This is a genomic window from Capnocytophaga sp. ARDL2 (assembly GCF_041530365.1).
Taxonomy (GTDB): domain Bacteria; phylum Bacteroidota; class Bacteroidia; order Flavobacteriales; family Flavobacteriaceae; genus Flavobacterium.
Window position 1 is genome coordinate 1,858,363 of the sequence record NZ_CP168034.1, and the last position, 22,885, is coordinate 1,881,247.

General features: G+C 34.9%; 19 protein-coding genes and 1 pseudogene. 5 read left to right on the forward strand and 15 right to left on the reverse strand.

All coding sequences use genetic code 11. From position 1 onward, the window contains the following. Window positions 1-85 precede the first annotated feature (85 nt). The 12 genes and pseudogenes from uvrB to AB4865_RS09455 form a co-directional block, all read right to left on the reverse strand. The gene (uvrB, locus tag AB4865_RS09400; protein ID WP_372473004.1) at window positions 86-2,098 is read right to left on the reverse strand and encodes an excinuclease ABC subunit UvrB; all 2,013 of its coding nucleotides are present in this window, start codon (window positions 2,096-2,098) and stop codon (window positions 86-88) included. A gap of 74 nt (window positions 2,099-2,172) precedes the next feature. Next, the gene (locus AB4865_RS09405; RefSeq protein ID WP_372473005.1) at window positions 2,173-3,444 is read right to left on the reverse strand and encodes an OmpA family protein; all 1,272 of its coding nucleotides are present in this window, start codon (window positions 3,442-3,444) and stop codon (window positions 2,173-2,175) included. A 111-nt stretch (window positions 3,445-3,555) separates the two neighbouring features. Further along, the gene (locus tag AB4865_RS09410; protein WP_372473006.1) at window positions 3,556-3,837 is read right to left on the reverse strand and encodes a DUF3817 domain-containing protein; all 282 of its coding nucleotides are present in this window, start codon (window positions 3,835-3,837) and stop codon (window positions 3,556-3,558) included. A gap of 2 nt (window positions 3,838-3,839) precedes the next feature. Further along, window positions 3,840-4,196 carry a hypothetical protein gene (locus AB4865_RS09415; RefSeq protein ID WP_372473008.1) on the reverse strand — a complete coding sequence of 119 codons (357 nt, stop codon included), beginning with the start codon at window positions 4,194-4,196 and terminating at the stop codon, window positions 3,840-3,842. A gap of 165 nt (window positions 4,197-4,361) precedes the next feature. Then, window positions 4,362-5,504: an acyl-CoA dehydrogenase family protein gene (locus AB4865_RS09420; RefSeq protein WP_372473009.1), complete on the reverse strand. Its 1,143-nt coding sequence runs from the start codon at window positions 5,502-5,504 to the stop codon at window positions 4,362-4,364. Between the two features lie 158 nt (window positions 5,505-5,662). Beyond that, entirely contained in the window at window positions 5,663-6,337 is a 675-nt protein-coding gene (locus tag AB4865_RS09425; protein WP_372473010.1) for a metal-dependent hydrolase, read from the reverse strand. Between the two features lie 3 nt (window positions 6,338-6,340). Then, the gene (gene menA / locus AB4865_RS09430) at window positions 6,341-6,976 is read right to left on the reverse strand and encodes a 1,4-dihydroxy-2-naphthoate octaprenyltransferase (RefSeq protein WP_372473011.1); all 636 of its coding nucleotides are present in this window, start codon (window positions 6,974-6,976) and stop codon (window positions 6,341-6,343) included. After that, the gene (locus AB4865_RS09435; protein WP_372473012.1) at window positions 6,973-7,242 is read right to left on the reverse strand and encodes a prenyltransferase; all 270 of its coding nucleotides are present in this window, start codon (window positions 7,240-7,242) and stop codon (window positions 6,973-6,975) included. Before AB4865_RS09435 ends, menA begins: the two co-directional genes overlap by 4 nt. 47 nt (window positions 7,243-7,289) lie before the next feature. Then, window positions 7,290-7,682, reverse strand: a complete 393-nt coding sequence (locus AB4865_RS09440; protein WP_372473014.1) for a PDDEXK nuclease domain-containing protein — start codon at window positions 7,680-7,682, stop codon at window positions 7,290-7,292. 195 nt (window positions 7,683-7,877) lie between these two features. Beyond that, window positions 7,878-8,009 (reverse strand): DUF1016 N-terminal domain-containing protein, encoded by a 132-nt coding sequence (locus AB4865_RS09445; RefSeq protein ID WP_372474903.1) that lies wholly within the window; start codon window positions 8,007-8,009, stop codon window positions 7,878-7,880. A 155-nt stretch (window positions 8,010-8,164) separates the two neighbouring features. Further along, window positions 8,165-8,287: pseudogene (locus AB4865_RS09450) on the reverse strand (DUF1016 domain-containing protein); the annotation flags it as partial. 155 nt (window positions 8,288-8,442) lie between these two features. Beyond that, the gene (locus AB4865_RS09455; protein WP_372473016.1) at window positions 8,443-8,832 is read right to left on the reverse strand and encodes a helix-turn-helix domain-containing protein; all 390 of its coding nucleotides are present in this window, start codon (window positions 8,830-8,832) and stop codon (window positions 8,443-8,445) included. Window positions 8,833-8,971: 139 nt separating this feature from the next. Between AB4865_RS09455 and AB4865_RS09460 the strand changes: the two genes are divergently transcribed. Genes AB4865_RS09460 through AB4865_RS09475 form a run of 4 tightly spaced genes read left to right on the forward strand, consistent with a single transcriptional unit; the run spans window position 8,972 to window position 13,732 of the window. Continuing rightward, window positions 8,972-9,418 carry a glucosaminidase domain-containing protein gene (locus AB4865_RS09460; RefSeq protein ID WP_372473017.1) on the forward strand — a complete coding sequence of 149 codons (447 nt, stop codon included), beginning with the start codon at window positions 8,972-8,974 and terminating at the stop codon, window positions 9,416-9,418. A gap of 18 nt (window positions 9,419-9,436) precedes the next feature. Beyond that, complete coding sequence (locus tag AB4865_RS09465) at window positions 9,437-10,774, forward strand: hypothetical protein (protein WP_372473018.1); 1,338 nt, start codon at window positions 9,437-9,439, stop codon at window positions 10,772-10,774. Window positions 10,775-10,777: 3 nt separating this feature from the next. Continuing rightward, complete coding sequence (locus AB4865_RS09470; protein ID WP_372473019.1) at window positions 10,778-12,427, forward strand: MBOAT family protein; 1,650 nt, start codon at window positions 10,778-10,780, stop codon at window positions 12,425-12,427. Between the two features lie 3 nt (window positions 12,428-12,430). Further along, on the forward strand, window positions 12,431-13,732 hold the full coding sequence (locus AB4865_RS09475; RefSeq protein ID WP_372473020.1) for a GDSL-type esterase/lipase family protein: 1,302 nt from the start codon (window positions 12,431-12,433) through the stop codon (window positions 13,730-13,732). Window positions 13,733-13,763: 31 nt separating this feature from the next. Here AB4865_RS09475 and AB4865_RS09480 read toward each other — a convergent pair whose 3' ends face one another. Together AB4865_RS09480 and AB4865_RS09485 are read right to left on the reverse strand one after the other, a co-directional pair. Next, window positions 13,764-14,543, reverse strand: coding sequence for an alpha/beta fold hydrolase (locus tag AB4865_RS09480; RefSeq protein ID WP_372473022.1), 780 nt, complete (start codon window positions 14,541-14,543; stop codon window positions 13,764-13,766). Window positions 14,544-14,617: 74 nt separating this feature from the next. Continuing rightward, entirely contained in the window at window positions 14,618-17,008 is a 2,391-nt protein-coding gene (locus AB4865_RS09485; protein ID WP_372473023.1) for a thiamine pyrophosphate-dependent enzyme, read from the reverse strand. 179 nt (window positions 17,009-17,187) lie between these two features. Between AB4865_RS09485 and AB4865_RS09490 the strand changes: the two genes are divergently transcribed. Further along, window positions 17,188-17,643, forward strand: a complete 456-nt coding sequence (locus AB4865_RS09490; RefSeq protein ID WP_372473024.1) for an antA/AntB antirepressor family protein — start codon at window positions 17,188-17,190, stop codon at window positions 17,641-17,643. Between the two features lie 189 nt (window positions 17,644-17,832). Here the strand turns inward: AB4865_RS09490 and AB4865_RS09495 are convergent, their stop codons facing one another. Beyond that, window positions 17,833-22,851 carry a hypothetical protein gene (locus AB4865_RS09495; protein ID WP_372473025.1) on the reverse strand — a complete coding sequence of 1,673 codons (5,019 nt, stop codon included), beginning with the start codon at window positions 22,849-22,851 and terminating at the stop codon, window positions 17,833-17,835. Window positions 22,852-22,885 lie beyond the last annotated feature (34 nt).

Sequence of the window (22,885 nt, forward strand, 5' to 3'; positions counted from 1 at the left end):
TGCATTACAAATTTATCGACAGAATACCCCAAAAAATATGACAACTATCCTATGAAAAAAAGTTTTTTTTTCGTAACTTTAATAGTTATTTTTGTGCTAAACGCTCTTTTAAAACTTTAATTTCATCTCTCAGTTGAGCTGCTTTAATAAAATCTAATTCTTTAGCTGCTTTTTCCATTTCTTTGGTTTTGGTTTTAACCAATTTATCTAATTGTGAGTTGTTTAAATACGAAATGTTTTCTTCTTCTGCCACAATTTGCATAGAATCATTTCCTATATTGTATTTGGTATCAGCGTTTGTTATTGCAGTTGTCAAAGCCGAATCTATGTTTTTTTCCAATTGTTTTGGTACAATACCGTGTTTTTTGTTGTAAGCGGCTTGTTTTTCTCTGCGATAATTGGTTTGTTCGATAGCTATTTCCATACTTTTAGTTATTTTATCGGCATAGAGAATTGCTTTTCCATTGACATTTCGAGCCGCACGACCAATGGTCTGAATCAATGATTTTACATTACGCAAAAAACCTTCTTTGTCAGCATCTAAAATCGCTACCAATGAAACCTCTGGCAAATCCAATCCTTCTCGTAATAAATTTACTCCAATCAACACATCAAACAAACCACGACGTAAATCTTGCATAATCTCTACTCGCTCTAAAGTATCGACATCTGAATGTACATATCGACAACGAATACCAATTTTATCGAAATATTTTGCCAATTCTTCCGCCATACGCTTGGTCAAAGTAGTAACTAAAACGCGTTCGTCTTTTTCGGCTCTTTGATGAATTTCTTCTACCAAATCATCTATTTGGTCTTGGGTTGGACGCACTTCTACAATTGGGTCAAGTACGCCTGTAGGTCGAATGATTTGCTCCACCACTACCCCATTGGATTTTTGCAATTCGTAATCAGCTGGAGTCGCCGATACATAAATCACTTGATTGAGTAAAGCCTCAAATTCTTCAAATTTCAAAGGACGATTGTCCATAGCAGCTGGTAATCTAAATCCATATTCTACTAGATTTTCCTTACGAGAACGATCTCCACCATACATCGCATGAACTTGAGAAACGGTTACATGAGATTCGTCAATTACCATCAAAAAATCATCTGGGAAATAATCCAACAAACAGAACGGTCTTGTACCTGGTTCTCTTTGGTCGAGATAACGAGAATAATTTTCAATTCCCGAACAATACCCTAATTCTTTTATCATTTCCAAATCGAAATTGGTTCGTTCTTCAAGGCGTTTTGCTTCTAAATTTTTTCCTATTTCTTTGAAATATTGAACTTGTTTTACCAAATCTTGTTGAATTTCCCAAATCGCATTGTGCAGCACATCTGGAGATGTAACAAACATATTGGCAGGATAAATATTCAGTTTATCATAGCATTCGATAACTTTTGAAGTTTTAGCATCGAAACATTCAATTTCTTCAATGGTGTCTCCAAAAAAATGAATGCGAAACGGATCGTCGGCATAACTTGGATAAACCTCGACAGTATCACCTTTTATTCTAAAATTACCATGTAGAAATTCACCTTCTGTACGAGCATACAAACTTTGAGCAAGATCTTGGAGTAATTTGGTACGAGTGATATCCATGTCTCTTTCAAGTTTAATTACATTTTTCTGAAATTCTATAGGATTTCCAATACCATATAAACAGGAAACAGAAGCCACAACCAATACATCTCTTCTTCCTGACAATAAAGAGGAAGTAGTACTTAGTCGCATTTTCTCTAAATCTTCATTTATAGATAAATCTTTTTCGATATAGGTACCAGTAACAGGTATATAGGCTTCGGGTTGATAGTAATCGTAGTACGAAACAAAATATTCTACCGCATTATTCGGAAAAAAACTCTTAAATTCTGAATACAACTGAGCTGCTAAAGTCTTATTATGAGCCAGAACCAAAGTAGGTCTTTGCACCTCTTTGATTACATTGGCAATAGTAAAAGTTTTACCAGAACCAGTAACCCCAACCAAGGTTTGAAATTGTTCGTTATTTTCTATACCGTTGACCAATTGTTTTATCGCTTCTGGTTGATCTCCCGTAGGTTTAAAATCAGAATTTATTTGAAATTGCATAATATAAAGATTTAAATACAAAAATAAAAAAGCGAGATGAATCATCTCGCTTTTTAGTTATAATTAAGAATTAATTATTTTACTCTGAAAGTTACTTTTCTAGCAAATCTAGCAGTAGATTTGTTTCTTCCGTCGATAGAAGTATTTTCACCTTCTCCTCTTACTGTCAATCTTGAGCTAGAAATTCCAGCTTGTTCTAAGATTTTAGCTACGTTTTTAGCTCTCTTTTCTGACAATCTGTTGTTGTAGCTTGTAGAACCTATTGAATCAGCATATCCTAATACTTCAACAGAAGCGTTTGGATTAGACTTCAAGTAAGTTAAGATAAAATCGATAGATTCAACATTTTTAGGTTGAGATTTATCGAAGTCAAAGTAAACTGCTACATAACCATCGTTGATCAAACCTTTCACAGTGTTTGAATCTGCTTGAGTCAAAGGAGCATTAGATTTTGTACCACCGTAGTTTTGTGCAAAATATGCCTCGTAAGAATCTGGAATACCGTTTTTGTTCAAGTCGATAGAACGTCCTTTAACATCAACAATGTTTCCTAGTGGAGTGTTAGGCTCTAAATCTAAGTAATCTGCTACACCGTCATTGTCAGAATCTAACATTTTGTTTTCGATATCAGACACTCTTGATTCCAATGAAGTAACTCTGTTAGTCAAATCATCATTAGCATACCAATCTGCGTGCTCTCCGTTTCCACCTAAGTAGAAAGACAAACCTACAGTAGCGTTGTACAATGAAGCGTTGAAAGCTCTGTCTGCATTTCTATCAGTGTAAGCTGTTCCATCCCATGTGATGTGCTTTCTTGTAAAGTTTACCATAGTGAAATCAGCGTTTAAAGCAGCTCTTTTCCCTAATTTTACTTGACCAGTGATTCCAGTAATGATATGACCTGTTTGATCTTTGTCATAAGAAATACCACCTACTTTACCATCTACTGGAGTAGTCCAAGAGTAACCTCCTCCCAAGTGGAATTGTACGTTGAATACTTTAGTCCACTCTTCAAAGTTTAAAATTCTACCAAGATTAGCAACCCCTTGCAATGATGTTCTATAAGCAGCTTGTCTGAAATATGCTGAAGTCTCTCCTTGCTTGATATAGTCGTAACCAAAATCAGCCTTCAAACCAAACTTGTTGTTGAACATATAACGAACACCAGCATCAGCGTGAGGTAAACTGAAGAAAGTATCAGCATAATAACCTGTTGCAAATGGATTTGTTGGCTTTGTTGAACCAAAATTTACATCAATTGACCATTTATTATAGTCTGATGTTTGAGCGTTTGCTGTAGTAGCTCCTAACACTAGAGCTAACAATGGAAAAGTCAATTTTTTCATAAACTTTTTATTATTATTAAATTCTTTATTGTTTAATAACATCTTGTTTTGATGCTATATTTTGTGCAAAAATAAAAACTTTTTATATTCTATGCAAGTTTTTATTTAATTTTATTCGTTTAACCATTTTTTTTCTGAATAAAATGTACCAAATGGTATTACTGAAGCAATGGCAATCTTAAAAAATTTTCCTAAACTCCACTGGTATTTTTCTTTCAAAAGAATGGCTAATATAATGTATGCTACAAAAAGTATTCCATGTGACATTCCTATTGGAAATAATAATGTTTTATATAAATCAAAATTCATATTTTTTATCACCAACATATTAAAGAACAACACGATATAAGAAATACCTTCTAATAGACCCACGATTTTAAACAGTTTTAGCATGATTAAAATTCTAAAAACATTTTGTTATACGCTTTGATATCATCGATATTGTGTCTGTTTTCGGTATCTAAATACAAGTTCAACAAATAGTATAAACTTTCAACATTTGTAGATTCTGTATTTACCGTTTCCTCATCTTCTAAAGGCTCGTCCGACGGAATCGAAACCAAGAAATCATTGTTTGCCTCTAAATGCTCATAAGCCAAACGAATTGATTTTGTTACTGCTGGTTTTCCTTCCTCTAAAGCGTATTCTCTTAACTTTTGTAAATTTTCAACCAAATTCTCTGTCTGAATTCCGTTGGTTTCTACTCCGCTAATAATTTCCTTTACTAATTTTTGTGCGTTTGTATTTTCCACGATTATTATTTATTTTTTGCAAAAGTACTATTTTTTCTGTATATTATAAAATGTATTGAGAATGTATTGTTGTAAAATGTATTACTGTATAATGCTTATTTGTTTACAGTCTTACATTTTTTCAATTTTACAGAATTGTGATATAATAAATAATTTCACTACTCACTATCCCTTCGCAATTCCCCTTGAAATAACGATTTTTTGAATTTCCGATGTTCCCTCGTAAATTTGGGTAATTTTCGCATCACGCATCATACGTTCTACGTGGTATTCTCTTACATATCCGTTTCCACCATGGATTTGAACCGCTTCTGTAGTTACATCCATTGCGGTTTGTGAAGCAAATAATTTCGCCATTGCTCCCGAAATCGAAATATCTTGTCCTAAATCTTTTTCTGACGCTGCTTTGTGTACCAACATCCTCGCTGCCGAAATATTGGTTGCCATATCTGCCAACTTAAACGCAATTGCCTGATGATTGATAATTTCTGTTCCGAATGCTTTTCTTTCTTTGGCATATTTCAAAGACAACTCATACGCTCCTTGTGCAATTCCAAGAGCCTGAGAAGCAATTCCTATTCTTCCACCGTTTAAGATTGACATTGCAAAAGTAAATCCAAATCCGTCGTCTCCGATTCTGTTTTCTTTTGGTACTTTTACATCAGTAAACATCAACGAATGTGTATCCGATCCTCGCATTCCCATTTTTTGTTCTTTGGCTCCTAATACAAATCCGTCCCAACCTTTTTCTACGATAAATGCGTTGATTCCTTTGTGTTTTTTTTCAATATCGGTTTGAGCAATAACAATAAAATAATCCGCTGTGCTTCCGTTGGTAATCCAGTTTTTTGTACCATTCAACAAATAGTAATCTCCCATATCTACTGCTGTGGTTTTTTGAGAAGTTGCATCCGAACCAGCCTCTGGCTCTGACAAACAAAATGCTCCGATAGACTGTCCTGATGCCAATGGTACTAAATATTTTTGCTTTTGCTCTTCGGTTGCATATTTTTCCAATCCTGCACAAACCAATGAATTTTGTACAGACATTACCACAGCTGACGATGCATCAACTTTTGCAATTTCCTCCATTGCCAATACATACGAAATACTGTCCAATCCAGCTCCTCCGTATTTTGGATCTACCATCATTCCCAAAAATCCAAGTTCACCCATCTTTTTGATTTGCTCTGTTGGGAAAATATTATGTTCATCTCTTTCGATTACTCCTGGCAATAATTCTGTTTGTGCAAAATCTCTTGCCGCTTGTTGTATCATTAATTGTTCTTCTGTCAATTGAAAATTCATATTTATATTTATTTATACAGGAAGTTTTCCCGCATTTGGCGGAATAGGTAAGCGATAAGCTTGTTCCTGCGAGGTTATTATCTGTTCGGTGCTCTGTCCTTATTAATGTTAAAAAAAAATCTATGTGTCCTATGTTTCTACGTATTTAATATAAAAATCTACAAAGAAATTCCTTCTCCTATTTCCAACAAAATCAATTCTTTTGATTTTTGAGAAAATAACTCTTTTGCTTTGTTTTTGTCTATTTTGATATATCCAAAAGTATCGTAATGATACCCCAAAACTTTATTCACTTGCAAGAAATCGGTCGCTATCAAAGCATCTTCTACATCCATTGTAAAATTATCCCCAATAGGCAAAACAGCTAAATCCAATTTTGTACGCATAGGAATTAATTTCATATCCATTGTCAAGGCGGTATCTCCTGCAATGTAAATATTTTTATCTGCTTTAATCACAAATCCACCTGGCTGACCACCGTAAGTTCCGTCTGCAAAACTACTCGAATGCACTGAATTTGTGTAAGTTAATTTTCCAAAATCAAAATTCCAAGAACCACCGTGATTCATAGGATGGGTTTTCAACCGTTTGGCTTCGTAATATCCTGCAATTTCCGCATTGGAAACAATAACTGCACCCGTGCGTTTGGCAATCGCTTCTACATCCAACACATGATCTTGATGTGCATGTGTAATCAAAATATAATCAGCTGGAATTTCATCTATTTTTATGTTTTCAGCCAATGGATTTCCCGAAATAAATGGATCTACCACTATGTTTTTTCCTTTGATTTCCAATCCTAAAGCAGCGTGTCCGTAATAGATAATTTTCATTTTTTACAATATTTGTGTTATAAAATAGGCTAATGAAATAAAAAATGTCGTCATGGCTATTTTTTTCAATTCACTATCTAATTCTCTTGGAATTTGCGTGTTTTTTACCTTATCTATATGTTGAAAAAACGGAATAAATAGTAAAAACATTAAAAATTGCCATACTTTATTAAATGTCAATGCTCCGAATATGAAAAAACTGAACATTCCTGCAAATATAAGGCTATATTGATAAAGTTTTGCTTTTTCAAAGCCCATTTTTACAACCAAAGTGTTTTTGTTCATTTGAGCATCGTTTTCTACATCACGCATATTGTTCATATTGAGTACAGCTGTACTAAACAATCCTAGCGAAGTTGCTGGTAAAAATAATAACCAATCTATTGTATGGCTGTACAGGTAATAAGTCGCGATTGTTCCTACCCAACCAAAAAACAAAAAAACAAATACATCGCCCAAACCTCTGTATCCGTAAGCAGAATTTCCAACAGTGTATTTGATAGCTGCTCCTACACAAGAAATAGCTAATAATAGATAAAGTATCACTTTAAACAAATCTTCATAACCAAATGAATAATAAATAACTAAAACAGAACTAATCAAGGATAAAACACTAGTGATTATGATAGCGATTTTCATTTGCGAAGCCGAAATTTCTCCACTTTGTATTGCTCGTTTTGGCCAACTCTATGTTCGTTGTCCGTTCCTTTTTTAGCATCTCCATAATCGTTTGCATAGTTGGATACTACTTGAAAAAACAAAGTAGTTAGCAAACTTAAAAAGAAAATTGTCCAAAAATTTCCTTCCTTATTATAATCTGAATAAGCAGCCACTGTTCCTACAATAATTCCCGAAACAGAAAGCGGTAATGTTCGCAATCTCGCAGCTTTAAGCCATTTTTTCATTTTTTGTTTTTTTATTAATTTTTTCGTAGATTTCTTTACCACAGAAATCACACAAAACCAATCTCTCTTTCAATTTCTTCAATACTCGGTAAATCGGTTTCTAGTTCCTTTGGAATTTGTTGTTGCAACTGAAAAGTTGAAACGCTCAAAGGTTTTTTAATATCTTGGAACGCCCATTCTACAATAGTATTGTCTTTCGTTTTACAAATCAAAAGTCCGATAGTTAGATTATCGTCATCGTTTTTCAATAATTTATCCGTTGCCGTTACATAAAAATTCAATTTCCCTACAAATTTAGGCTCAAAATCTACCACTTTCAATTCTATGACCACATAACATTTCAGTCGGATATGATAAAAAAGCATATCCAAAAAATAGGATTTGTCCTCATTCATTTTCAGTTCTACTTGCTTTCCTACAAAGGCAAATCCTTTTCCCAATTCCAATAAAAACTTGGTAATAATCTCAGTAAGAGTATTTTATAATTGTTTTTCGTTATAACCTTTGGTAATAGTCAGAAAATCAAAATTATAGGGGTCTTTCAAAATTTCCTGTGCCAACTAACTTTGAATAGTAGGAAGCGTATTCTGAAAATTAGTAATCGGCTTGCCTTTGCTGTGATAAAGTTTACTTGCTTAATAATCTTCCAGCACACTTCTACTCCAATTTTCCTCAATGGTTTTTTCTACACAAAACAAGACCTCTTCTACGGATTTACACTTAGAATAAATTTCAATATGATGCCTCCAAGGAATTTTTCCTAAGATTTATAGAAATTGATTACCAAGTTGCTAACCATTTTCGATAGGTTCCAATTTTACACCTTCTTCAAATTCGTCAGCAAGTTGGTGACGAATTTCAAAATACTGATAAAAAAAAGATACCACCTTTTTATATACTTTAAATTAGTAACAGAAAATCCTGCAAGATTTGGAAATTCAGTTTTTAAATCCAAACTTAGTTGATTGAAAAAAACTTTCCCCCAATGTTGTGCTGTTTTTATTGAAACAACATCTCTTCCCAAGCTCCAATAAAAATCCAGCATTTCTCTATTGCCCCTATACTAAGCCTTTATTTGACTCTGAATCAATTGGGTTTTGATGTCCTGTAACCAATCTCGGTATTCATTGTCTTTTTTATTATTATCGTTGAAAATAAGCATAGTGATTTGGTTTTAATATAGTTAAATTACAAAGAAAACTACCTTATCTTATCCAAAAGTTTATTATTCTGCTCTTTCAGGTATTTATTTTCGTTGATGAGTTGCTCAATGTAAAGTTCATACCCCGTAGCAACTTCTTGACCGATGAGTTTATGATTTCTATCTTTATTATGTTGTGTCAGTTGAAAAATATTGTCAACTTCCAAAGAAAAGACTTGTTGAAGCGAAATTTTGTAATGATTGCACAATTTTATCAACAAGCTCAACTGCAAACTCTCATATCGTCCATTCTCTATCTTGCTGATTATAGGATGAGTAACTCCAATTTGAGCAGCAACCGCTTGAAGTATTTCCTTTCTTGCATTTCGTATAGTATGTAGGTTTTGTCCTATGATATTCAGTAAATTATTAAAATCTATTTCTTTCATATTTTCATGATTTATACTGCAAATTTACAAAATGTAACTGGTATAAACAAAATTTATAGACATAGACAAATAATAATGTAACGAATTATAGATTTTTGCATCCGCAATATACTTAAGTTTAACTAAAACCTATCATTATATGAAATCAAAATTCTTTTATATTTTATTGTTGTTAATTTTTACAACACTGACAATCAACGCTCAACAACACAAATACATTCAGACACATTTGCCGTTGGCGGAGGAATTGTCTCAGCAATACAAAATCCCTTTGGCGATAATTTTGGCGATTGCTTTTGTCGAAACTGGGGCAGGTAGCAGTAAGGGAGCAAAGGTGTATAACAATCATTTTGGAATTGTTGGAAAAAATACAGTGGTAAAATCTAGATACAAAAGTTTTGCCTCTACAAAAGAGAGTTTTGTGGCTTTTTGTGAAATGGTCTCTAGAAAAAAATATTACCAAAATCTAAAAGGAACTAATGATTATGATGCTTGGATTACCGCTATGGCAAATGCTGGATATTCTACGCGTCCAACTGAATGGAAACGCAGAATTCGTCAAATTATCAAACAAGAAAAATTATAATCGTTTCGAGAAATAATTATGGAAAACAAAAATCGTAAAGTGGTATGGCTGGTGTCGATTTGCTTTGCTTTGTACCTATTTTTTTCTTTGCTTTCAGTGGTTTTTCAATGGAATTTTGAACCTTTCAACAAAGTAAATTTGGTGGCTGAATTGTTTCCTAATGCCATTCCATCGGAAGAAAAAGAAACTGATAAAGAACTTGTTGTAGCGGTGAATTTGCCTCAACAAGTTTTTTCGCTTTATCAAAATTCGCATACAATTACCAATTTTTATGAAGGAGATAGCCTTGTGGCTCTTCCGCATTTTGTAGAAAAATTACACACTTTAAAAAACACAGGAAAAGGAAAAATACGCATTGCATACCTCGGCGATAGTATGATAGAAGGCGATTTGATTTCTCAGACTTTCAGGAAATTACTTCAAGCTGAATTTGGCGGAAACGGCGTTGGCTACTTGCCTATGTTTTCCAATGTGAGCGGTTATCGTCAATCGGCTACTATATCGGCTTCGAATTGGCAAGATTTGAGTTTTAAAACTAAAAATCAAAAAAATTTTTACCTTTCTGGACACATTTTCAAAGGGTTAGGAAGTGGTTCTTACAAGGATAATACAATTGCAGAAAATTCAATTACCGAAAAAATAATAATCTTTGGAAAATCTGAGGGTGATGTGGTGGAAATCAACGGAGAAAAAATGACACTTCAAGGGAAAAATTTGGTCAATAGAAAAGTGATTTCGCTTGATGCCAATAACTTAATAAAAGTAAAATCTCATTCTTCAAAACTGCCGATTTACGGAGTGGCTTTTGAATCTGAGAATGGTGTTTTTGTGGATAATTTTTCTTTTAGAGGGATTACTGGAGTGGAATTAGATAAATTGGAAACCGATTTTTTACAAGCTATTCAAGACAACAATCCTTATGATTTGGTAATTCTTCAATATGGTGTAAATCTGTTATTTAGAGCAAAAGACACCGATTATAGTTATTACGAAAAATTGGTTTCTCCTGCTTTTTCAAAAATCAAAAAAGTATTTGAAAAATCCGATGTGCTGTTGGTTAGTGTGGGAGACAAGGCATTTCGCTATTCGGGAGAATACAAAACAGCTATTGGATTGCCTAATTTGATAGAACTTCAAGCGAAATTGGCTTTTGAAAATGGCTTTTCGTTTTACAATCAATTTCAGACAATGGGGGGAGAAAATACAATTGTAGAATGGGTAAAACAAAAACCTGCATTGGCGGCAAAAGACCACACGCATCCGAGTGCGAAAGGAGCAGAAGTTTTGGCTCAACTTTTATTTGATGCCGTGATGAAAGATTATCAAAAATATCAACCAAAAAATCAAGCGAAATAGTTTATGTCGTTGTTTAATCAATTGGATTGGAGTGCTTTTTGGCAACAGTTTCTTTACGATAGCAAAAATCCGTTATTGTTCAATAATGGATTTTTCGTGTATTTCTTTTTCTTTTTCATCTTACTTTTCTTTTTGTTGAGAAATCATCATCAGATGAGAAGGTATTTGTTTTGTGCTTTTTCACTGTATTTCTTTTACAAAGCAAGTGGTTGGTTTGTAGGATTGGTCATTGTTTCGGCGATTGTCGATTTTATTTTATCAAACGCTATTTATAACTCTATCAATAAATTAAGAAAGAAATTACTGCTCATTGTGAGTATTATTTTCAATTTGGGAATGTTGTTTTATTTCAAATACACCGATTTTTTTATTGAAATTTCCAACAATATTTTCGAGACTAATTTTAATCCGTTAAATCTTATTTTACCTATTGGAATTTCATTCTATACCTTTGAAAATTTGAGTTATACGATTGATGTTTATCGAGGTGAATTTCGTCCTGCAAAGAAATTTTCGGATTATTTGTTGTTTTTGGCATTTTTCCCAAAATTGATGATGGGACCTATTGTAAGAGCCCACGATTTTGTTCCGCAAATCAATCAACCTTACTCAATTACCGAAAAAGATTTTAACAAAGGTTTTTATTTAATCCTTTCTGGGTTGATAAAAAAACTGATAATTTCCGATTATATTACCCTTAATTTTGTTGATAATATTTTCGACACTCCGTCTTTATATACTGGTATTGAAAACCTTATGGCAGTGTATGGCTATGCAATGGTGATTTATTGTGATTTTAGCGGTTATAGCGAAATAGCGATAGGAATTGCCTTGTGGTTGGGGTTCAAAATTCCCCCAAATTTTCTATCGCCTTATCAAAGTAAAAACATCACCGAATTTTGGAGAAGATGGCACATTTCGCTTTCTACCTGGTTGAAAGACTACCTATATATTCCATTGGGAGGAAATCGAAAATTTTCCATTGCCTCATTTATTTTTGTAGGAAGTTTTCTGTTGGGGGCGTTTATGATGTGTACGCATCTTTTTGGACTAAACCTTATTTGGGCTTCGGTGATTACTGTTATATTACTGATAATCTTTTTAATACCAGCTCTAATTACAAAAAATTCTATGGGAATTGCGGCTAATTTCAACTTATTGACAACGATGCTTTTAGGAGGATTTTGGCACGGTGCCAGTTGGAATTTTATCATTTGGGGAGCCATTCACGGTGTAGGATTGGGCATTCATAAAATTTGGATGCTACTCACAGGAAAAAGATTAACCTCTATAAATCAGAAATTAGGATATAGAATTTTGATGGGAATACTCACTTTCCATTTCGTATGTTTTGGTTGGATATTCTTCAAAGCCGAAAATTTTGACACTGCAATGACGATGCTCAATCAAATTGCATTCAACTTTGATATATCGTTGTTTGTGCCGTTTTACGAAAATTATTATTCTGTAATTTGGATGATTGCACTCGCAGGAGCATTACACTTAATTCCTGATAATCTATCAGATAAAGTCATTGACAAAATAGGAAAAGTGCCAATGGCGGTTTATGTCATTGCCTTTTTTACCTTTTTGTTGATTTACGGATTTTTTAAATCATCGGAACAAGTGATGCCGATTTATTTACAATTTTAAGCTATGAAAAAGATATTTTTAAGTTGCTTTTTTTGGGTTGGAATGACAGGTTTTTCTCAAAAAATTGAAAATTCAGAAACATTACAACCTTTTTGGAATTCATTAAAAGATAAAAATAACGTTACACAAATATTATTTTTGGGAGATTCTCATACCCAAGCAGGATTTATCACCGATTATTTAAGGGAAAAATTTCAGTCGGAATACGGCAATGCAGGTCGTGGTTTGGTGTTTCCTTATCCATTGGCAAATACCAACGGAGCAAATGATTTTTCGGCAAGTTCCAACAGCGTTTGGGAAGCGTTTCGTTTGACTCACGAGCAGGAAATTTACCTTCAAATTGGAGCTGGTGGTTTTATCATTGGTAACAAATCTCAGGCGTTGATAGAAATTGAATTAAAAAATGATGATTTCAACCAAGTTACCATTTTCAACGATCCAAAAATGCAGGGTAAAGAGGTGGAACTGTTGCTTTCTGACGATTCTTCTTTAAAACATTTTGTTGAAAAACAGACAGAAAGAGTTTCGTATCAAATACAAGAAGGCGATACTTTTCCGAGTTTGGCATCAATGTTTAATACCACGACTACCAAATTGAAAAAACTCAACGGAACTGCCGTTACACAACCACAAGTAGGCACTTGGATAAAAGCCGATAAAGTCACTGTGGATTATGATTCTTCTTTTGAAAATTTGTTACAATCTATTGACAAACAGGTTTTTGGTGAAATTTACACTTATTTTCAATTACCAATTTCCACTCGAAAATTATTGTTAAAAACATACTCAGACGACAATAATTTTTATGGTTTTCACTTTGCCAATGGAAAAAATGGAGTAATTTTCAACAGCGTAGGCGTAAACGGAGCTACTTACGCTGATTTTACCAAATTTCCTTTGCAATTTCAACAGTTAAAAACCCTCAATCCGCAGTTGCTCATTGTGGCATTGGGAACCAATGAAGGTGTAAGTAAAATTACCGAAGAGGAATTTAAAGAAAGTGTTGAAAATTTTATAACTAATTGGAAATTAGAAAACAAATACTCACCCATTCTACTCATTACTCCAACCGACAACACAATTAACGCTCAAAAAACGAAAAAAATTGCCGACTGGATTATAGAGATTTCCCAAAAACATCAAATCGCCTACCTTGATCTCTATCAAGCAATGGGCGGAGCGGGATATTTTCGAAAAGCCTTGGCAAAAAAAGTAGCCAACAAAGACGGCGTTCACCTATTCAAAGCGGGTTATGAAGAACAAGCAAAAGTTATTTGGGAAGCGGTGGAGAAGAGTAAGAAATAGTGCAAATGATAAACAGACTAACCGATTATAATTAATCTTTTTTTTTATTCCCCTCCAAAAAACTCACAATCTTTTCAAAAACCAAAGATTTGTTTTCTTTGTGGGCGGTGTGTTTTACTCCTTTTACGATGAGTTTTTCAACTGGAACATTGGCTTGGTCAAAAGCATCTACTTGTGCTAATGAACCAAATTCGTCATATTCGCCTTGGATAACCAAAATGGGTACTTCTATTTTGGGAATGAAATGCTCGATATTCCACGAACTATGAGCCTCGGACAGCCAAGTTTGCGTCCAAGCTAAATACAAATCCATTACTTTATCTCCGTGGTATTTTTCCAATACTTGAGCTATTTTGGTCGTTTCCAATGTTTTTTGTGCTTCTTTTACTCCATTGAGTGTAACTTCTTCCAACAAAACATGTACGCCCTCTATAACCAATGATTGTATTTTTTTGGGAAACATACCTGCATAAATCGTTGCTACTGAAGCTCCATCGCTAAAACCAAAAACAATCGGCTGGTCTAATTGCCAATAATCAATCAATTCGTGCAATATCTCTGCCTCTTTTTCGAGATAATCTATTGCTCGTGGCACGGTATAATTATCAGATTTTCCATAGCCACGACGGTCGTAACTTATTACATTACAATTCAATGCAAGAGCCAATTCCTCTGGCCATTCTTTCCACAAAACGGTACAGCCCAACGAATCGTGTAATAATACGATGGTATTTTTAGCATCACTTACTTCCCATTTTTTGTAGTAAAGTTTAGTATTTTGATGGTTGTAAAATCCTTCTATTGTGGTCATTTTTTTGTTTTTATCATTAAAAAAGGCTGACTGAAATTCTCAGACAGCCTTTGGTATCTATTTTCCTCTTTTGATTAGTACAAATTTGGGTATTTAGCTGGATTGGTTTCGTTCATGATAGCATATACTTTCTCTACCACATCTTCTACCGATGGTTTTGAGAAATAATCTCCATCTGTTCCGTAAGCAGGACGATGTTCTTTGGCAGTCAATGTTTCAGGTTTGCTATCTAAATGTACATATCCATTTTGATTTTCAACCACTTGTTGTAACAAATATGCCGATGCTCCTCCTGGTACATCTTCATCTACTACCAACAAACGATTGGTTTTTGCCAACGATTTTACCGTATCGTGTTGAATATCAAACGGTACTAACGACTGAGCATCGATGATTTCTACCGAAATATTCAATTCTTCCAATTCTTTTGCGGCTTGTTCTACAATTCTCAATGTTGAACCATAAGACAAAATGGTAATGTCGTTTCCTTTTTTCAAAGTTTCTACTTTACCGATTGGCGTAGTAAATTCACCAACATTTGCTGGCATTTTTTCTTTCAAACGGTATCCGTTCAAGCACTCCACCACCAATGCTGGTTCGTCTGTTTGTAACAATGTATTGTAGAAACCTGCTGCTTTGGTCATATTTCTCGGAACCAACACATACATCCCACGAATTGCGTTGATAATCATACCCATAGGAGACCCCGAATGCCAAATTCCTTCCAAACGGTGTCCACGCGTACGCACAATCAACGGAGCTTTTTGTCTTCCGCTACTTCTGTATTGTAAAGTAGCCAAATCATCACTCATAATTTGAATTGCATACAACAAATAATCCAAATATTGAATCTCTGCAATCGGACGCAATCCTCTCATTGCCATACCAATACCTTGTCCTAAAATTGTAGCTTCACGAATACCTGCATCCGAAACTCTCAATTCTCCATATTTTTCTTGCAAACCTTCCAATCCTTGGTTTACATCTCCAATATGTCCTGAATCTTCTCCAAAAATCAAAGTTTCTGGATATTTTGCAAAAATAGCATCAAAATTATTTCTGATAATCAAACGAGCATCTACCGTTTCACTATTTTCATTGTAAACAGGTGCTACTTCTCTTACATTTCTATAAGTTTGATTGCTTTCTGAATAAGTATATTTTGAATATTTTGGTTGAACCGTTTCAAAATATTTCTCAATAAATGCTACCAATTGAGTTTTTCCTACTTCATCGTTTACTTTTCTCAATATTTTTCTTGCAGTAGCAATAATATCTTTACGAATTGGTTCTTTAATAGATTGTAATTCATTGATTTGTTGAGTAATAAAATCAGCAGAAGCACTTGTACTTGCTACCGATTGCAAAACTGAAATCAATTCGGCTCTTTCCTCTTTGATTGGATTCAAATACGCATTCCAAGCGGCTTTTTTTGCTTCCAATACTTCTTTTTTCAACTCTTCGTCGATTTTGTCCAATTCTTCAGCAACAGCATATTCGTTTTCAATCATCCACTGACGCATTTGAGTCAAGCAATCGTATTCAGCCTCCCATTGCAAGCGCTCTGGAGATTTATAACGCTCATGCGAACCCGAAGTTGAGTGTCCTTGTGGTTGTGTCAATTCTTGCACATGTACCAACACTGGCACATGCTCTTCTCTCGCTACTTTCGACGCTTCCATATAAGTACTCACCAACGCTGGATAATCCCAACCTTTTACAGTAAAAATTTCGTATCCGTTGGTTCCTTCTTCTCTTTGGAAACCTTTCAAAATTTCAGATATACTCTCTTTTGTGGTTTGATGACGAGCGTGAACTGAAATTCCGTACATATCGTCCCAAACACTCATTACCATTGGCACTTGCAACACTCCAGCTGCATTGATTGTTTCAAAAAACAAACCTTCAGAAGTCGAAGCGTTTCCGATAGTACCCCATGCTACTTCATTTCCTTTAACAGAAAAATTATGTTGTGGGTCTATATTATCAAAATTTCTATAAATTTTTGATGCTTGAGCCAAACCTAACAAACGAGGCATTTGACCTGCTGTTGGAGAAATATCCGAACTCGAATTTTTCTGTGCAGTTAATTTTTTCCAATTTCCATTTTCGTCAATTGAGTGTGTAGCAAAGTGTCCGCCCATTTGTCTTCCTGCCGACATTGGGTCGTGGTTGATGTCTGAATGTCCGTACAATCCTGCAAAAAATTGCTGAGGAGTCAAGGCTCCAATAGCCATCATAAAAGTTTGGTCGCGGTAGTATCCCGAACGAAAATCTCCGTCTTCAAATGCCTTTGCCATTGCCAATTGAGGCACTTCTTTTCCATCGCCAAAAATACCGAATTTAGCTTTGCCTGTCAGTACTTCTCTCCTACCTAACAAACTACATTCTCTAGAAATTCTTGCAATTTTATAATCTTCTAAAACGCTTTGTTTAAAATCTTCAAAAGTCAATTCTTTTTTCATACTATATTGCTTAAATGTATGTATCTATTTTTTTAAATCGCACGAAAGTACGGAATTTTATTTTAATTACCAAATAATACTTTTAATTATTTATTTTTCAACAACTTAAAAAAAAAAATAACACGATACTCTTTACACTTAAAAACAATCTAATGTATAACCTAAAAACCGCTTAACATATGAAAGAGTTAATCAAAATAACAGAGCAAAACGGCATTCAAGCCGTGTCAGCAAAAGAGTTATACGAAGTTTTGGAGTATAATAAAGCGGTTTGGTCTCGTTGGTATCAGAAAAACATAGAAAATAATGAGTTTTATTTTGAAAACATTGATTATCAAACTCTCACCTTAATGGTGAACGGTAACGAAACCAAAGATTTTGACCTAACTATTGACTTTTCCAAGAAGTTAGGAATGAAAGCCAATTCAGCAAAGGGCGAAGAAGTGAGAGAGTACTTTTTAGAGTGTGAACGCATCGCCAAAAACCCAGTCGCCCACCTCTCAAAAATAGACCTTGCTCAAATGGTTATCGAAAGAGAAAAAGAGCGTTTGCAAATTCAGAACCAATTACAACAGCAAAAACTCCAAAAACAAGCCCCCAAAGGTAGCCTATTTTTCGTGGTCGTATTTCTTTAACCTATCCGATATTTATCACGATTTAAATACTAACCAACCCAAATACTCCATCATAGAATGGCACGATGAAAGCACAGAGCAAAGTATAAAAGACGAAGACTCTAAATGGATTAATTACAAATCGTGGACTATGGGAAAGAGATATGAAAAGAAAAAGCCCTAAAATTTTAGGGCTTTTTTTAATACCTCTTACGGACATCTCGCTTCCATAACCAAATCATTCGCAAAAAGTACCGTACGCAATTGCACAGAATTCAGCCCACGCAACACATTAGCATTTTGGACAATTTCAGCCTTAGACAATCGCACCATCGGAACTTTCTTACCTTGTAACAAATTATCCGAAATATTATTCGCCACATCAAGCAACGATGCAGACTGCCATTTCGCATCAGACCACCTTTCCAATTTCGTCCCCTTACTCAAAGTATTGCGTACCCATTGCCAAATATGTTTCGCCAATCGGTGCAAAACAGACTTAGACTGCTCCGCCTGATATTTACGCTCCCCAAGATTACCAATCTCTGTCGCCAAAATCTCCTCTGCAATAGCTTCATCAGATTTCAAATGAATATAATTAGGATTATTACGCATAAGCTCCATAGCTTTTTTATCACGCAGTACCGTAGCAATAGCTTTGTTATATAGAGCCTTATTACCATTTCGCAACGAATGTACCCACAAATGCCCAAACTCATGTATCGCAGTATTCGCATTTAGTCCAGCATCCGCATTCAAATAAATATTGTTACCACGAGCCATACCATACACAGTACCATTGTTGGTACGCAACTCTTGTAAATTGTTATTCTGTTTTGGATTTTCGAAATTATTAATTATATTTGCAGAGCGATTGGCAAGTTGGGTAGCGTCAGCGGAATTGAACTGCTGTCTGCCTAACCAGTCAGTCGCTTTTTCTTTATTGATATATACCGCTTCATTATTCGTAATGGCTCTAACTATCTGTGTGTTATTTCTTGGATAAACACTTCTAATACTATTAACTTGAATACCTGTCCTCCTTGAGTTAAGTTCTAAAGCAACAACAAAGTTTTTACCCTCGTGGACAAGTTCCGTAAAAATCACTTTTCTACCTACCATTGTACTACTATCAAAAACCGCAATAGGATTTTGAATAGCTTGTGGTAAACTTTCCATTTCGGATAAATCAAAAGGATGATTTTCTTGCTCTGATTTTTCTTTCAGTTTATTTGCTTTTAATTCAATAGGCAAATTCGGAATACCAGCACTTTGCAACAAAGTATTTGGGCGTCCTAATTGGAAGATATGACCACTCGGCAAACTACCCTCTCGCATCTGTGCCAATTCCTCATTAAATGTAGCATTTACTCTTTTCTGCTCCGATAGTTCGCTATCTGTATGATACCTAATATCATCGCTATCCTCAGAAAATGTACCTACATTTGCAGTGGCAGATTTTATTTGATTGGGGTGAAGAGCGACAATTGTAGAAAAATCTATTGCTTTTTCTTGTTCCATAGAAATTTTATCTACATCTTTTTCTTCTAAAAAAACACCATCATAACCTCTTTTTTTAAGGAATTCTACAAAAAAAACACCTATTTCATCGTCTAAATATCCCCAAGCACTTTCACTTGGAACTAACAAACTAAAATCATTATTGAAAACTTGTATTCCGTTGGTTTCGGCTTCTTCTAGAAACTTCTCAAATAATTGACTTATATTTTCATTAATCCCTTTTAAATGTAAATTTTGACTAAAATTAAAAGGGTTCTTTATGTTAAGAAATGTACGCATTATCCTTTCCTTACTACCATAAGGTCTTAATTCGTATTTCTTACTAAACTCAAAATCAGGAGAAAAGAAAAAACCATTTCTTTTTACTTTTTTATTCCCATAAAGAAATGAGCTTACATATGCTTCTCTTTGTTCAAATTCATAAAAATCTTCACTTCTATAACCATGATACACCACCATAGGTTCTCCGTTCTCATCAACTACTTTTGAGGAATTTTCCTTAGCAGATTTTATTTGTTCAATTTCTTTTTGTACCTTTGTGAGGTCAGAGTCGTTTCGGACGTTGAGCCTCGGGGTTTCTTTTGAAGCATCTAAGGCATCTGACTTTTTCTTTTGCCAACTGGTAACTACAAAGTTTTTATCCTTTCCCTTTTCAATAGTAGCAACTACATAAGTACCATTTACTCGTTTAGTTATCTTTATCGCTTTATTACCTTGTTTGTCGTCAAAGTCTTCACTTAACTCCATTGTATCAAAGTTATTGATAACATAAGGTAGAACCACTATATCTTCAGCAGTCATATCTATTTGACCTCGCATCGCTTCATTCTGTCCGTGTTTTTTATTGATATGCCTAATGCTGTCATCAGTAATTACAACAGAGTTTATCTCGTGTTCCAATAACTCACTAAATCTTTTTGCAGTCTTTTCAGACGGCGAAAAAATATATTTACTTTTAGAGTTTTTATCCCTAAGAGCATTTTCCGCCATTGCTATCAAACTCGCACTCTCCCAATCCCCAAACCAATCTTTAAAGGCTTCGGTACGCACCGTTACCCATTGCTCCTCGTTTAGATTGGTAGGTTTGCCATTAGGTGCTTTCATATACGTACCATTGGCTTTCGCTTGGGCTACAATCCGCTCTTTCTCCAAACGCAAACTATCAGCAATCATACGTTCCACCTGTTGTTGATTTACAATATGCACATTCGCATTCGGAACAGATTTTAACAATCGTTTTACAATCTTATCCAAAGACTTGCGTGTAATTTCTTGCATCTTTCCCTGCACAGAGTGAAAATCAAACAAACTCGTTTGATTCATACCAGCTCGTATTACATCTCGTTTCTTTTGTCTATGCTCTACAATCTTCTGTTCCAAACTACGAACCTGATTTTGCAACAACCCTATCTTCTCATCAGACCTCCTTTTCAATTCTGTATATGACGCACTATTCGGGTCTATAAATCCCTCCATAGCAGGATTGGTAAAACGCTCTCGCAAAGTATCAATCTCCTTTTCAACCTTCTTTTTATCTTGGGTCAATTCGTTCAAAGTGTTGTCCCACTCACGCTCCAAATTCGTCTTGTCTTTTACTCTCGACAAGTTCAAAGGCTGATTTGAATCGTAATCTAATGTCTCAACAATCGCCCTTACCTTTTCAATAAAATCTTGCTTATTAGTAAATCGTTTAGACAAATCTCTATTCATCAAAAAGTCAAAAACCTCCTTTTCGTGGGCATCAGTGATTTTATCCTTAAATGTTTTGCGTATTTCTCCAATCCAACCTGCAAATTTCTCCATATCTTGCAAACCGTCGGCATTTTGCGTACCATAAAACCTTTGCAAAGTCTGATAAACAAATCCTTTCGGATTTAAATATGACAAATTTTCAACAAAACGCCTATTCTTACCCTCTCTATTCAAAAACTCTTGAACCTCCTCAAGAGTAGCACCACCTTCTATTTTGTTTCGCAAAGTAGTACCCCTTTCAAGTGGTGTCTCCATAGAGCGGTTTGCATTAGCCTCTTCCTTAGCAAATTTTATTGCTTGAGACTCCGTAAAATCATTAGACCTATCCACGATTTTTACATCATTCCTACCAGCATTTTTAGCACCATAATACCTGTGATGCCCACTCAATACATAATATTTACCACTTTTAGGGTCTTTCCAAATATGAATAGGGTCTTGATATGCATCGTTAAAATTTTCAGAAATATTTCTCAATACAGCCTCATTTAGCTGTTTCCTACCTTGAAATCTATTCTCGTCTGTATGTATATCACTCAAAGACATACGCTTTACAGACAAATCTTCAACAGCCTTAGAGTTAGTTTCAGTTGTCGTAGTATCAGAGTTGTTTTGTATATTTGTATCGAAAGAATTTCCGTGCAAATCAGCAGATTGGTTTCCTTGTATTGATGGCACGGCATCAAGTGGCAAGGTCGCCTTGTTAATGTAAGCCAATCTGCCCTCTTTCATTATTCTTTCATCTTGCCTATTAAACAAATCACCCAACAAAGCGTCAAGTTCATTATTCACCTCTTGCTGTGAAACATTTTCTATAGTCCAAGAGTTGTTGAGCGTAGTCAAAACACCAGCCTCTTGCATTCTCCTATCAACCTCCTCATCTATTTTTTTGTTCAAATCATCGTTAGTAACAAGCTCTTTATTTTGACCGCTGAGCGTAGCTGAAGTATCAGAATTATTTTGTATATTTGTATTAGAAATGGATTTTTGAGGAGTAGTAGTTCCATTTTCCAACTCTAAATCGGAAGCGACAGCCCTACTTCCATTAGTGCTATCAGGGGTTACGAGGGTGGTAGCAGATTTAGAGTTATGAGAATCTTCAAGAAGAGAGTCACCTTCTTGCGTATTTTGCGAAATATCAGTGTTCATCGTCTTGGTATTTAACGATTCTCTTTTTTCATAAGCAGTTAGCAACCACTTTTTATTTTCCCCATAATATTCCAAACTTATTGCAGCTTCGTGGGTCTTACTCTCTAATCTTATTCTATTTTCCGTTCTTGACACAACAACCATATCATCAAGTATATCTTGTAAGTTATTCAATACCTCAGGATGATACTTTGCAATTTTCGCAAGACCAAAGCCGTTACTTTTTCCTGTTCCCTCTTTACCCCATACCAAATCTATATCTCCTACCTCTTTATGATTTAAAGCAGATAAAGCTTCCCCCTCTTTCTTGTGCAACAAAAAATCAATCGCTTGTTTTACCTTACCCTTAAATTGGTCGTAGATATTCCCAAAAGCACCTTTACCAACAGGCTCTATACTATCAAAATCTACCTCAGTTTCCCCTTGTCCCAAAGTCTCATTACCTTGCTTTATCGTCAAAGCATTATCCGCATACTTATCTTTCCATAAATTATTGCCCTGCCAATGCTTGTACATCTCCACCAACATTCCACCTTTAAAATAACCGTCCTCAAAAAACTCACGCACCAAATTCAAATCCCTCAAACCATTATACCCCATAGGAGAAAGTTCATCAAACCAAGCATTTGTCTCATCAATCGCTCGTTCCTGATTTTCCACCTCATACAATCTATTCAACCTATCCAAAGCCATCATCGTTTCCTCGTTATGCTCACCCCTTCTCATTCTATCAATATGAGTTCTTATACCTGTACGATAATCGGTTTCCGCATTATTTTCAACTTCCGAATTCCCATTTTCAGGCACTTGCCTCTTGCCGAATTCAAAATCATTTTACCCG

Coding starts and splice junctions, on each gene's coding strand:
- uvrB (WP_372473004.1), bottom strand. CDS start 2,098: ATGCAATTTCAAATAAATTCTGATTTTAAACCTACGGGAGATCAACCA.
- AB4865_RS09405 (WP_372473005.1), bottom strand. CDS start 3,444: ATGAAAAAATTGACTTTTCCATTGTTAGCTCTAGTGTTAGGAGCTACT.
- AB4865_RS09410 (WP_372473006.1), bottom strand. CDS start 3,837: ATGCTAAAACTGTTTAAAATCGTGGGTCTATTAGAAGGTATTTCTTAT.
- AB4865_RS09420 (WP_372473009.1), bottom strand. CDS start 5,504: ATGAATTTTCAATTGACAGAAGAACAATTAATGATACAACAAGCGGCA.
- AB4865_RS09425 (WP_372473010.1), bottom strand. CDS start 6,337: ATGAAAATTATCTATTACGGACACGCTGCTTTAGGATTGGAAATCAAA.
- menA (WP_372473011.1), bottom strand. CDS start 6,976: ATGAAAATCGCTATCATAATCACTAGTGTTTTATCCTTGATTAGTTCT.
- AB4865_RS09435 (WP_372473012.1), bottom strand. CDS start 7,242: ATGAAAAAATGGCTTAAAGCTGCGAGATTGCGAACATTACCGCTTTCT.
- AB4865_RS09455 (WP_372473016.1), bottom strand. CDS start 8,832: ATGAAAGAAATAGATTTTAATAATTTACTGAATATCATAGGACAAAAC.
- AB4865_RS09460 (WP_372473017.1), top strand. CDS start 8,972: ATGAAATCAAAATTCTTTTATATTTTATTGTTGTTAATTTTTACAACA.
- AB4865_RS09465 (WP_372473018.1), top strand. CDS start 9,437: ATGGAAAACAAAAATCGTAAAGTGGTATGGCTGGTGTCGATTTGCTTT.
- AB4865_RS09470 (WP_372473019.1), top strand. CDS start 10,778: ATGTCGTTGTTTAATCAATTGGATTGGAGTGCTTTTTGGCAACAGTTT.
- AB4865_RS09475 (WP_372473020.1), top strand. CDS start 12,431: ATGAAAAAGATATTTTTAAGTTGCTTTTTTTGGGTTGGAATGACAGGT.
- AB4865_RS09480 (WP_372473022.1), bottom strand. CDS start 14,543: ATGACCACAATAGAAGGATTTTACAACCATCAAAATACTAAACTTTAC.
- AB4865_RS09485 (WP_372473023.1), bottom strand. CDS start 17,008: ATGAAAAAAGAATTGACTTTTGAAGATTTTAAACAAAGCGTTTTAGAA.
- AB4865_RS09490 (WP_372473024.1), top strand. CDS start 17,188: ATGAAAGAGTTAATCAAAATAACAGAGCAAAACGGCATTCAAGCCGTG.